The 12,089-nt window shown below is 73.0% G+C and carries 7 protein-coding genes; 3 read left to right on the top strand and 4 right to left on the bottom strand.

What is annotated here, in order from left to right:
* Positions 1–417: 417 nt before the first annotated feature.
* Positions 418–954: a MarR family winged helix-turn-helix transcriptional regulator gene (locus ACFVX6_RS10730; RefSeq protein ID WP_266956936.1), complete on the bottom strand. Its 537-nt coding sequence runs from the start codon at positions 952–954 to the stop codon at positions 418–420.
* Between the two features lie 112 nt (positions 955–1,066).
* Between ACFVX6_RS10730 and ACFVX6_RS10725 the strand changes: the two genes are divergently transcribed.
* Positions 1,067–2,353 carry an MFS transporter gene (locus tag ACFVX6_RS10725; protein WP_389689977.1) on the top strand — a complete coding sequence of 429 codons (1,287 nt, stop codon included), beginning with the start codon at positions 1,067–1,069 and terminating at the stop codon, positions 2,351–2,353.
* 66 nt (positions 2,354–2,419) lie between these two features.
* Here the strand turns inward: ACFVX6_RS10725 and ACFVX6_RS10720 are convergent, their stop codons facing one another.
* Together ACFVX6_RS10720 and ACFVX6_RS10715 are read right to left on the bottom strand one after the other, a co-directional pair.
* On the bottom strand, positions 2,420–4,246 hold the full coding sequence (locus ACFVX6_RS10720; RefSeq protein WP_389689975.1) for a SpoIIE family protein phosphatase: 1,827 nt from the start codon (positions 4,244–4,246) through the stop codon (positions 2,420–2,422).
* A gap of 147 nt (positions 4,247–4,393) precedes the next feature.
* Entirely contained in the window at positions 4,394–5,785 is a 1,392-nt protein-coding gene (locus ACFVX6_RS10715; protein WP_389689973.1) for an NAD(P)/FAD-dependent oxidoreductase, read from the bottom strand.
* Positions 5,786–6,130: 345 nt separating this feature from the next.
* Between ACFVX6_RS10715 and ACFVX6_RS10710 the strand changes: the two genes are divergently transcribed.
* Both ACFVX6_RS10710 and ACFVX6_RS10705 read left to right on the top strand, forming a co-directional pair.
* Positions 6,131–6,931: a TetR/AcrR family transcriptional regulator gene (locus ACFVX6_RS10710; protein WP_389689971.1), complete on the top strand. Its 801-nt coding sequence runs from the start codon at positions 6,131–6,133 to the stop codon at positions 6,929–6,931.
* A gap of 364 nt (positions 6,932–7,295) precedes the next feature.
* Positions 7,296–9,275, top strand: coding sequence for a sigma-70 family RNA polymerase sigma factor (locus tag ACFVX6_RS10705; RefSeq protein WP_389689969.1), 1,980 nt, complete (start codon positions 7,296–7,298; stop codon positions 9,273–9,275).
* Positions 9,276–9,304: 29 nt separating this feature from the next.
* Here the strand turns inward: ACFVX6_RS10705 and ACFVX6_RS10700 are convergent, their stop codons facing one another.
* Positions 9,305–11,620 (bottom strand): asparagine synthase-related protein, encoded by a 2,316-nt coding sequence (locus ACFVX6_RS10700; RefSeq protein WP_389689967.1) that lies wholly within the window; start codon positions 11,618–11,620, stop codon positions 9,305–9,307.
* Positions 11,621–12,089: the final 469 nt, after the last annotated feature.

Below are 12,089 nucleotides of genomic sequence, written 5' to 3'. Positions count from 1 at the left end.
GGTATCAACTTTTGGCGTTGATTTTTGGCACGCTGTTGAGTTCTCAAGGAACGGACGCTTCCTTTGTACTCACCCTCTCGGGCTTTCCTCCGGGCGCTTCCTTCGTTCTTGTGTCTCCGACTCTATCAGACTCTTTCGGGCCTGACTCCCAGTCAGCGGGGTTTGTCTTCCGGGCTGTTGGGCCCTTCCGACTCCCGAACTCTAGTGGATTTCCCGGGCGATTCATAATCGACCTTCAGGAATGAATTCGGGCATGCCGAATGCGTTCCCAGTGGGAGATCTTGCTGAGTTGGGTGCCGCAACTAGGCGGCGGGATTCGTTGTCTCCGAAACCTTTCGGCTCAGGGACAACTCGAAGAACCTTACGGATCGGCAGGGCCCGTGTCAACCCGGGCGGCCGGGCCGGGCCACTGGGCGATCAGTGCGGGGACTGGAGGTCCTCTACGCGGGCCAGGAGGCGGGTGAGCATGTCGCCCAGTACGCCCCGCTCCGCCGTGGAGAGGTCCTGGAGAAGGTCCTCTTCGAAGACCGTCGCCGCGCGCATCGCGTCCAGCCACTTGCTGCGGCCCTCAGCGGTGAGCTCCACGATCACGCGGACCCGGTTGTTCTCGTCCCGCTCGCGCGTGACCAGTCCTTCCGCCGTCATGCGGTCGATCCGGTGGGTCATCGCCGCCGGCGTGAGGCCCAGCTGCTTCGCGAGCTCGCTCGGCCCCATCCGGTACGGGGCTCCGGAAAGGACGAGGGCCTTGAGGACCTCCCACTCCGCGTTGCTGATGCCCAGGGCCGCCGTCTGGCGGCCGTACGCGACGTTCATGCGGCGGTTCAAGCGGCTGAGGGCCGAGACGACCTTCTCGACCTGGGGGTCGAGGTCCTGGAACTCGCGCTGATAGACGGCGATCTGTTCGTCGAGGCTCGGCTCGTGGACGGGCGCAGTGCCGTCGGGGGTGTCACCCATGCTCCGAAGTATGGCACGGGGGTCGTTGGCATCTAACTCCTTCGGTGTGTAGTGTTAAGGATCGAACTTTAGGTATGAAGTCTTCAAGCTTCAGCAATCAAGGTGGTGAGAAGTGACCAAGGTGATGGGCGCTGCGATGCGGAGGATCCAGGCCGGGAACGCGTTGACCGCGTTCGGTATCGGCTTCACGGTTCCGTTCCTCTACGTCTACGCGGCGAAGGTGCGAGAACTGGACCCCATGTGGGCGACGGGAACGTTCATGGCGTTCGCCCTCGGTGCGCTCCTCGCGCTGCCCTTCACCGGGCGGGTGATCGACCGGCGCGGTCCGGTCCCCGTCGTCATCGGTGCGGCCGTCGTCGCCTCGTTCGGCGCGCTGTCGCTCGGGCTCTCCACCGGTGTGGTCGCGATCCTGCTCTCCGCGCTCGCGCTGGGTGCCGGCCAGGCCGTCATGCAGCCCGCGCTGGCCACGATGATCGTGCGCTGCTCCACCCCCTCCACCCGGACCCGTGCCTTCGCCCTCCAGTTCTTCATGCAGAACCTGGGTCTGGGCATCGGCGGTCTGATCGGCGGGCTCATCGTCGACGAGAGCCGTCCCGGCAGCTTCACGCTGCTCTTCGGCATCGAGGCCGTGATGTTCCTGGTGCTGGCCGGGGTCATCGCCACCGTGCGCATGCCGCAGGTGCCGGCCATCAGCACCGCGCTGGCCAAGGACGCGGCCCAGGCAGGCGGCGGCTGGAAGCGGCTGATGGAGCACAAGGCGATGGTGCAGTTCTGCGTCCTCGGCTTTGTTCTGTTCTTCGCCTGTTACGGACAGTTCGAGTCGGGTCTCGCCGCCTTCGGTACCGAGGCCGCCGGGATCTCCCCCTCCACGCTCGGGTTCGCGCTCGCCGCCAACACCGGTGCGATCGTGCTCGCCCAGTTCGTCGTGCTGCGGCTGGTGGAGAACCACCGCCGGTCCCGGGTGATCGCGCTCGTCGGTCTGCTCTGGACCGTGGCGTGGATCATTGCCGCCTTCTCCGGGCTCGGGCACGGCAGCGCCGTCGTGGCCGCCGCCGCGTTCGTGACCACGTACGCCCTGTTCGGCATCGGGGAGGCCATGCTGTCGCCGACGCTCGCGCCGCTGGTGGCCGACCTGGCGCCCGAGGGGTCCGTGGGCCAGTACAACTCGGCCTTCGCGCTGGTCAAGCAGCTGGCTCTGGCGCTCGGGCCGCTCGGTGTGCCGCTGGCCGCGGGCGTGCCGATGCTCTACATCGGGATCTTCGTCCTGGTCTCGCTCGGCATCGCCGGGCTGGCGCTGCGGCTCGGCAAGCAGCTGACGCCGGTGCAGGACAACCCTTCGCTGGCCGGGAGCATCGTCGTGGTGAAGCGGGTGAAGGACGCCGAGCCCGTGCACGCGTAGGAAGAAGTGAGCGGGTAGGAACGGAGAAGGCCCCGGTCGGTGGACCGGGGCCTTCGTCGTGTTCGGCTACGGGGCCTTGTCGGGGAGGGCGAACTCGCACCAGACGGCCTTGCCGCCGCCCGGGGTGCGGCGGGAGCCCCAGGCCGAGGCGATGGTGGCCACGATCGAGATGCCGCGGCCGGTCTCGTCGGCCGGTTCGGCCCGACGGCGGCGCGGGAGGTGGTCGTCCCCGTCGGTGACTTCGATGATCAGCCGGCGGTCGGTGCGGCGCAGCCGCAGGCGCATGGGCGGGGTGCCGTGCTGGAGGGAGTTCGCGACGAGTTCGCTGGCCGCCAGGACTCCCAGGTCGCAGAGCTCCACCGGGAAGCGCCACGAGGCCAGGACGCCCTGGGCGAAGGCGCGGGCGCGCGGAGCGGCCTCGATGCCGCCGAGGAGTTCCAGGGCCGCGTTGTGGAAGAGCTCGGCGTCGGCGCCGGTGCGGGCGGGCTGCTGGAGGACCATCACGGCGACGTCGTCGTCGTGATCGGCGTCGACCCCGAGGGCGCGCATCAGGCGGTCGCAGATGACGGCGGGGGTGCCCTGGGCGCCGGAGAGGGCGCGCTCCAGGGCCTCGACGCCTTCGTCGATGTCCTCGCCGCGGCGCTCGACCAGGCCGTCCGTATAGAGGACGGCGGTGGAGCCGGGGCCCAGCGCGATGGTGCCCGAGGTGTGCAGCCAGCCGCCGGTGCCGAGCGGCGGGCCGGTGGGGTCGGCGGCGCGCCGGACCGTGCCGTCCTCGTCGCGGACGAGGATCGGGAGGTGGCCGGCGGAGGCGTACGCGAGGAGGCCCTCGTTGGGGTCGTGGACGGCGTAGACGCAGGTGGCGATCTGGCTGGCGTCGATCTCGGCCGCGAGGCCGTCGAGCAGCTGGAGGACCTCGTGCGGGGGCAGGTCGAGGCGGGCGTACGCGCGGACAGCGGTGCGGAGCTGGCCCATGACGGCTGCGGCGCGGACACCCCGGCCCATGACGTCGCCGATGACGAGGGCGGTGCGGCCGGCGCCGAGGGTGATGACGTCGTACCAGTCGCCGCCGACGGCGGCTTCGGTGCCGCCGGGCTGGTAGGTGGCGGCGACGCGCAGGTCGTCGGGCTGCTCGAGCTCCTGGGGGAGGAGGGAGCGCTGGAGGGTGACGGCGGCCTCGCGCTGGCGGCGCTCGCTGGCGCGCAGCCGTGCGACGGCCTCGGCGTGGTCGGTGACGTCGGCGAGGTGGATCAGGACGCCGGTGCCGGTGTGGGCTTCCGGTTCGCTTTCGGATCCCGTGCCGGCGTTGGCATGCGCGTGGGTGGTGGATCCGTCGGCGTCGGCCTTGGTCTTGGGGAACTCGATCGGGGTGCAGGTGACCGTGTACGAGCTGGTGCCGCCGGGCGCGGTGCGGTTCTTGGCCGTACGGGGCTTTCCGCTGCGCTGGACCTGGTCGAGGAGCGGGAGCAGGCCGAGCTCGCCGAGCTCGGGGAGGGCCAGGTGCGCGGGGGCGCCGGGGGCGCGGGCGCCGAAGCCGGCGGTGTAGGCGTCGTTGACGTAGGCGACGCGGTGCTCGGGGCCGTGCACGAGGGCGACGAGGGCCGGGAGGCGGTCGAGGACGTCGCGTACGGAGAGCTCGTCGAGGGAGGGTGCGGGGGTCCCCGTACCCTCCGCGGCGGCCGGGGCGGACCCGGTGCCGGGGGTGGAACCGGTGCCGCGGACCGTGGGGTCCGCGGGGAAGCCGTCCGGGCCGGTCGCGGAATGGCCGGCCGCGCCGCGGGCGGCCGGGACCGAGCCCTCGCCCCGTTTGGCCTGGGCGGCTGCGTGTTCGGACCGGGCCGCGGCGCGGCGCTGCGTTCCGGGAAACCGGGCGCTCCAGCGCGTGAAGTTCACTGCTTTCAAGCCTCGTGGTGTCGCTCGTGGTCGCTGTGTCACTCGGTGGCAATCGGGTGGCACTCGGATGTCACGCTGATGTCACTCTGTGCAGGTGTGAGCCCACCTATGGTCACACGTCCAGTGTGGCCGACGGGACTGACAGCATCAGCCTTCGGTCTTCTTGGGAGGGTCCTTGGGGCCTCCGCCCGCTGCGAGTTCGAATTCTGCTCTGGGGTGTTCGAGGGATCCCAGCGAGACGATCTCACGCTTGAAGAGGCCGGAGAGCGTCCACTCGGCGAGCACGCGCGTCTTGCGGTTCAGGGTCGGGACGCGGCTGAGGTGGTAGGCCCGGTGCATGAGCCAGGCCGGGTAGCCCTTGAGCTTGCGGCCGTAGACGTGGGCGACGCCCTTGTGGAGTCCGAGGGAGGCCACGGAACCCGCGTACTTGTGGGCGTACTCGGTGAGGAGTCCGCCGCGCAGGGACGACACGAGGTTGTCGGCGAGGACCTTGGCCTGACGGACGGCGTGCTGGGCGTTGGGGGCGCAGGCGACGCCCTTCTCCGGGGCGGTGATGTCGGGGACGGAGGCTGCGTCCCCGGCGGCCCAGGCGTGCTCGACGCCTTCGACGGTGAGGAAGGAGGTGCAGGCGAGGCGGCCGCGCTCGGTCTTGGGCAGGTCGCTGGCGGCGAGGATCGGGTGCGGTTTGACGCCGGCGGTCCATACGACGGTGCGGGTGGGGAAGCGGGCCCCGTCGCTGAGGACGGCGATGCGGTTCTCGCAGGACTCGAGCCGGGTCTCCAGGCGCAGGTCGATGCCGCGGCGGCGCAGTTCGCGGATCGTGTACGTGCCCATTTCGGGGCCGACCTCGGGGAGGATCCGGTCGCTGGCCTCGACCAGCACCCACTTCATGTCCTCGGGCTTGATGTTGTGGTAGTAGCGGGCGGCGTAGCGGGCCATGTCCTCCAGCTCGCCGAGTGCCTCGACGCCGGCGTAGCCGCCGCCGACGAAGACGAAGGTGAGGGCGGCGTCGCGCAGGGCGGGATCGCGGGTGGAGGAGGCGATGTCCATCTGCTCGATGACGTGATTGCGCAGGCCGATGGCCTCTTCCACGGTCTTGAATCCGATGGCGTATTCGGCGAGACCCGGAATGGGGAGCGTGCGGGAGACGGAGCCGGGGGCGAGGACCAGTTCGTCGTACTCGATCTCTACGGGGCCTTCGCCCTCCTCGTCCGTGGCGAGGGTGGTGACGGTCGCGGTCCGGGCGGCGTGGTCGATGTGGCGGGCCTCGCCGATGACGATGCGGCATTTCGGCAGAACACGGCGCAACGGGACCACGACGTGGCGCGGGGAAATGGAGCCGGCGGCCGCTTCCGGGAGGAAGGGCTGGTACGTCATGTAGGGCTCGGGGGTGACCACCGTGACCTCGGCCTCGTCGGTTCTCAGCTTTCGCTGGAGCCTGAGTGCCGTGTACATGCCTACGTAGCCGCCGCCGACGATGAGGATCCGCGTACGGGGCGGGGTACCGGGGGCCGTGCCCCGGGAGTTAGCAGCCTTCACCGTCCCATGACGCAACGTGGCCGGGAGTTTGTCCACAGGCCCGACAAATTGTGTGACCGGAGGGGACGGCGGGGCGAGGTTGTCAGGGGGTGCGGATGGAGGGGAAGGTGCGCAGGTCAGGCGGTACGGAATGAGTGATTCCGGAGGCTTCGAACGGAAAATTGAGGGTGAATGCTCCGATCGGGCGGTGGTCCGTCCGGGGCTGCCTCTTCTGAATTGACTCTGGCTCAACTATGTTCGTAACTCGTCGAGGAGTAGGACCAGGGCCCTCATGACCGTGGCCCCCCTCGACATGAAGGCGGGGAGTGTCTCCGGGGGGAGACAAATGATTACCGGGGGATACATATGCACATTTCCGATTTCCATGCTTCTGCCACCGCTCTGTCGTCGGCCGCTTCCGCGACCGACAGCCACGGGCGGCTGATGGCCGGCGGCGCCACCACACACGGCGTGGGTCGCTCCACGCCGCTGCGCGTCGACGCACAGCGCAATCTCGAGCACGTACTTCGCGCGGCCCGCGAGGTCTTCGGCGAGCTCGGCTACGGGGCTCCGATGGAGGACGTCGCACGGCGCGCACGGGTCGGTGTCGGCACCGTGTACCGACGGTTCCCCAGCAAGGACGTCCTCGTCCGGCGGATAGCCGAGGAGGAGACCTCGCGACTGACCGAGCAGGCCCGTACGGCTCTCGGCCAGGAGGAGGAGCCCTGGCAGGCGCTGTCCTGCTTCCTGCGCACCTCCGTGGCCTCGGGCGCCGGGCGGCTGCTGCCTCCGCAGGTGCTGCGGGTCGGCGGGCCCAGTGAGGACGGGGCCGACGGGGTGGACGAGGAGGCCGCGCGGGTTCCGCACCAGCGTCAGGTCATCGCGGCCGGCGGGGCGCCCGACCTGCGGGTCGTCGGCGCTGCGCGGACCGGCCTTGAGGACGAGCCTTCGGAGGACGCGGGTGCGGGCGAGCTGCTCGAGGTCGTCGGCCGCCTCGTCGACCGGGCCCGGGAGGCCGGTGCGCTGCGTGCCGATGTCACGGTGGCCGATGTGCTGCTGGTGATAGCGACGGCCGCGCCCGCGCTGCCGGACGCGGCGCAGCAGGCGGCGGCTTCCGCCCGACTGCTCGACATCCTGCTCGAAGGACTGCGGTCCCGGACGGCGTAACTCCGGGGACGGTGCGGTTCAGGTCGGTTGGCCGGGGCGCCCGGGACGTGAGGTTCGCGGACCGGGTGGCTCGGCCGGCGGGTGGCTCGGCCGGTGAGTGGGGCGTCCGGTGAGTGCTCGGCTGGTGAGTGCCTCGCCTCAGCCGGTGAGTGGGGCTTCGGGCCGGTGGGAGGGGCTGTCCTGGTGATGGGCGTCAACCGGCTCTTTCCTGGAGGGTCTCGCTCGAACGGGTGAGGGTCCGTACGGCGATTCGTCAGGGCTTGCCCGGATGAGTGGAAGGTGTGGAGACCGGTTCGGCGCGTGCCCGCCGTGTGACACGCTGGATCGGTGTACCGGTTGAGTGTGTCGTGCGAGGGCCTCCGCGATGAGCGTTGACGGGCGGGAAGAGCCACACGGTGGCGCCGGCGGCGAGGTCGACGCGGGCAGCCTGCCCGCACGACAGGTCCCGGCGCAGCGCGAACCGGGCGGCCGGCACGCCGCCGGGTCGAGCGGGGAACTTCCGCCGTCCGACGGGGACTTGATCGCGCGGATGCGCGGGGGCGACGACGGAGCCTACGAGGAACTGTTCCGCCGCCACTCGGAGGGCGTGCGCCGCTATGCCCGTACCTGCTGCCGCGACGCGCACACCGCCGACGATCTGACCGCCGAGGTGTTCGCGCGGACCCTCCAGGCCGTACGCGGCGGGGCGGGTCCGGACCAGTCGGTGCGCGCCTACCTGCTGACCACCGTGCGCCGGGTCGCCGCCGCCTGGGCGAAAACGGCGAAGCGGGAGCATCTGGTCGAGGACTTCGCGCTGTTCGCGGAGCAGGCGGCCGGGTCCGGCGACGGCTCGGTCGGGCTGCCCGTTCGAGCGGGGGACGACACCCTCGAACTCGGCGCCGATGTACGGGCCATGCACGAGGCCGAGCAGACCCTCGCGATGCAGGCCTTCCGGAGCCTGCCCGAGCGGTGGCAGGCCGTGCTGTGGCACACCACCGTCGAGGAGGCCTCGCCGAGCGCGATCGCCCCGCTCTTCGGGCTGAGCGCGAACGCCACCGCGGTACTGGCCAGCCGGGCCCGCGAGGGCCTCAAGCAGGCGTACCTCCAGGCCCATGTGAGCACCGCGCTGAGCTCCGGCGGGGACTGCGCCCGCTACGCCGACCGGCTGGGGGCGTATGCCCGCGGGGGCTTGCGGATGCGGGCCGAGCGGGGACTGCGCAAGCACCTCGAGGAGTGCGCGCGGTGCCGGCTCGCCGCAGGTGAGCTCAAGGACGTCAATGCGGGCATTCCCGCGCTGCTGCCGGTCGCCGTCATCGGGTGGTTCGCCGCCGGGTACGCGGCCAAGGCGGCCGGAGTGGTGGCCGGTGGGGCCGTCGCCGCAGGTGGTGCCGGGGCCGCTGCCGCAGCCGTGGGCGGGTCGACGGCCGGGGCAGGTGCCGGAGCCGGCGCCGCCGGGGCCGGGGCCGCCGGTGGAGCCGCTGGTGGAAGCGGGGCCGGCGGGGTCGGCGGAGCCGTGGCTTCGGAGGGGCTGGGGTTGCCGGCCAAGGCTGCCATCGCCGCCGGGGTCGTGGTGGCCGCGGCCGCCGGCGTGGTGTTCGCGCTGGCCGGTGACGACACCGCTCCGACCGTGCGCGCGAACCCCGCTCCGGGGGTGGCCGTGCCGGTGCCGCGGAGTCCGGCCTCCGCCGCGCCGGAGCCCGGCCCGTCGCAGGCGCAGCCGTCCGCGGCACGGGGATCCGTACCGCCCCCGAAGAAGCAGACGCCCGGGCCGCCGCCGGCCCTCGCACCGGCCGTGCCGGAGCCTTCCCCGAGCCCGGAGCGGTCCTCGCCCGCGCCGAGTCCGAGCCGGGTCCCGAGTCCGAAGCCGAGCCCCACGCCGAGTCCGGTACCGACGCCCAAGCCGACGCCGCCCAAGCCGCCGCAGGCACCGCAGGGGTTCCGGCTCACCTCCCTGGGCCAGTCCGCGTACGGGAACCACGACGGCCCCGAGATCGAGACCTGGCGGAGCAGCTGGGTGTGGCAGCGCTGGGGGCCGATGATCGGCGGACAGCGCTTCTCGCACGGGATCACGGTCAATTCCCGTTCCTCCGTGGAGATCACCCTCAACCGGAGCTGCGTCAGCTTCTCGGCGCGGGCCGGTGTGGACGGCATGTCGCTGCTCACGAACGGCACGGTCCGCTTCTCCGTGTACGCGGACGGGCAGCGGCTGTGGCAGTCCCGGGCCCTGGGCTACGAGGACCCGGCGGCGAACGTGTCCGTCTCCCTCTCAGGGCACAAGACGCTGCGCCTGGTCGTGGAGCGCGCCGAGGGCGGCCGCCTGCCGACGCTGGCGAGCTGGGCCGACTCCGTCATCAGCTGCCGCTGAGCCCGGCCCCGGGGCGTCGGCGCAGCGTGTCAGGACAGGGCCGGGCGCCGGAAGGGGACTCCGGTGGGGACGGCTCTGCGGCGGGGCGTGGAGGTGCCGGTCCAGCAGGTGCCCCGGCGGGCCAGGAGGCGGCCCAGCCACAGTTCCATCGAGACGAGTTCGGCGATGCCGTCGAGCGGGACCGGGCGGCCCTCCGCCGCGTCCAGCAGGGCCTGGCGGACGACCCGGGCTTCGATCAGGCCCGCGTCCGCCAGCAGGGGGGACGTGAAGAGGGTCAGGAGGTGCGGGAGGGCCGCGCGCAGTCCCAGACGGGTGGCCGATTCGTTCGGGGCGTGGGCCGTCGCACCCCACCCCGGGGGGAGGTCCCGGACCCCGGCCGAGGACAGGACCCCGCGCAGGACCGCCGCCCGGGCGCCGGGTTGGACGCGTAGGGATTCGGGCAGGGCCCGGGCGGCCCGTACGACCTGGTTGTCCAGGAACGGGGCGTGCAGGCGCTGGCTGCGGACCTCCACGGCCTGCTCGAAGACCCGGTGGTCGGCGGCGTGCCGGGCCAGGACGGCGCGGGCCCGGGCCTCCCCGGGGCGCAGCGAGAGGGGAGGCCGGCCCGCGGCGGCGGTGAGGCGGATCGATACCTCGGCCAGGGCCTCGCCCGTCAGCCAGGCCGCCGCCGGGCCCGGCCGGGACCAGGTGAGGGCGGCGAGCGAGGCGTCCACCGGGGAACAGGGACCCGGGGTCGGGACTCCGTCGCGCAGGCGGGCCGCCGCCGCCTCCATGCCGGCGCGGTAGGGCGTACGGGCCAGGCGGCGGGCCGCCGCGTACACGGTGAGGGGGACGAGGAGGGGCACGAGGAGGGAGTCGCCCTCGGACGGCGAGGAGCGGGCCAGGGCCAGGGTGGGCCGCAGCAGGTGGCGTCGGCGCCGGTCGAGCAGGAGGTCGGCGAGCCGGGCGGGGTGGGCGTCGAGGACCTGGCGGGCTCCGTGGCCGGTGAAGTGGTCCGCCGAGCCGGCCGCAAGGCGGCGCCGCTCGCGAGCGGCGAAGACGAGGGAGGGGCCCGGTTCGTCGGTCAGCGGCCCGTCGAGGTCGGCGTACGGGAGGGCTTCCTCGGCGGCGGCCACGACCACGTGGTGCAGGCGGGGGTCGGACGCGATGGCGTGGGCGCGTTCCAGTTCGGGTTCGCGGCCCTGGGGGGTGGCCAGGTCGTTGAAGGTGACGGCGAGGAGGCGTTCCCCGGTGCGGCCGCGGAGGGCGCCCGGTGCCCCGGGGAGGCCGGCGGCGAGCAGGGCGAGGGTCGCGGAGGCGCTGCCTCCGGAGAGGTCGGCGCCGACTCCTGGGACGGGTGCGGGGGCGCCGCGCGCGGCCCGGCGGTCGGCCGGGCCCATTCCGGGGACGGGCCCGGGGTCGTAGGGCAGCGTCTCGGGGGCATGCCGCGGAGCCGTGAGCCGGGCGCGCACCGCTTCGACCAACGCTTCCCGTACGCCCTCCACCGCGAGCGCGGGGTCGGCCGTGGGGGCGGCCACCGCGAGGGAGGCCACCGGCTCGTAGCCGGTGATCTCCCGCGAGCCCTCGCGCAGGATCAGCGCGTGCCCGGGCGGGATCCGGCGTACGCCGACGTACGGTGTGCCGTCGCCCAGCGCCTCCGGGCTGTCGGGGCAGGCCAACAGGGCGGCGAGATGGCCGATGTCGAGCTGCGCCTCGATCAGGTCGGCGAGCGGGAGGGCGGCGGTGGCGTACGCGGTCCCGCTCGCCCAGGGCGTGTAGAAGACGGGCCGGGCGCCGGCCAGGTCGCCGACGACCGTGATGCGGCGGCCGGCCTGCACGACGGCGGTGTAGCTGCCGGGCCACTGGGTGAGGTGGCGCAGCGCGCCGCCGCGGGCGGCGTAGAGCGCGCGGCGCAGTTCCTCGTCGGTGGCGCCGCAGCAGCCGAGGACGGCGAGGCGGGTGAAGGGGTCCGCGGGATCGGCGGTGAGGGTGCGGATCTCGTCCGGCCGCCAGTCGCCGACGGCCCAGAGGGGGTCGGGGTCGCCCCAGAGGAGCTGGGCTCCGACGGGGACGACGGTGCGGTCGGCGTCGGCGGCGCCCGGTTCGTCGGAGTGGCCGGCGTCGGCGAGCCCGCCGCGGACCGGGCCGTCGCCCCATCCGTCGGGGCCCGAGCCGGAGCCGTTCCCGGAGCCGTAGGCGTTCCCGGGGCCGTAGGCCGAGGCCGATCCGTAGCCCGCGCCGGATCCGGAACCGTAGCCCGAGCCGTATGCGCCCTGGTCGGAGGCGTGCGCAGCGCCGTGCCCCGCGACCCGTCCGGCCGTGCCGAAGCTCGCGGCGATACTGCTCCAACCCACCAACCAGCGCACCGCCGCCTCCCCAGCCCGTGGGCACCTGACCGGGGTGCGAACCGCGCGGCCGGCGCTCAGCGCGCGGCCGGAGGGACCCCGGGTGGCTCGGGGTCCATGCTGCCACGAGACAGGCGTGCGGGAGTGGGTAAGGGGGGCGCACGTATAAACGAACACGCCCCGGCCGTGCGGTATTTGGCGTTCCGTTCCGACCGCCCCATAGGTCGGTTTCGGCCATTCTTCGGCCGTACTGGGAGCCCTGTGCGGAGCCCTGCGCGGAGCCCCGCGGGTCCGCCGCCCGGGCCCGCCCGGCGGAGCGCGGCCCGGGGGGCGGGATCCACCCCCCGGACCGTTCCGCCACCCGCGGGGATTGAGGCAGCGGCATCCCCCGGCCCGCCCGGTCCACGCGGCGGGCCGACCCACGCACCGCACATCGAATCGCCGGGCCCCCGCAGCGGCCAGAGCGCACGGCCGGGCGCACGGCCACACG

Origin of the sequence: Streptomyces sp. NPDC058289 (assembly GCF_042880975.1) — a bacterium.
Lineage (GTDB): Bacteria > Actinomycetota > Actinomycetes > Streptomycetales > Streptomycetaceae > Streptomyces > Streptomyces stoeckheimensis.
This window is presented reverse-complemented; position numbering and strand designations above follow the sequence as displayed.

Coding starts and splice junctions, on each gene's coding strand:
- ACFVX6_RS10730 (WP_266956936.1), bottom strand. CDS start 954: ATGGGTGACACCCCCGACGGCACTGCGCCCGTCCACGAGCCGAGCCTC.
- ACFVX6_RS10705 (WP_389689969.1), top strand. CDS start 7,296: ATGAGCGTTGACGGGCGGGAAGAGCCACACGGTGGCGCCGGCGGCGAG.
- ACFVX6_RS10710 (WP_389689971.1), top strand. CDS start 6,131: ATGCACATTTCCGATTTCCATGCTTCTGCCACCGCTCTGTCGTCGGCC.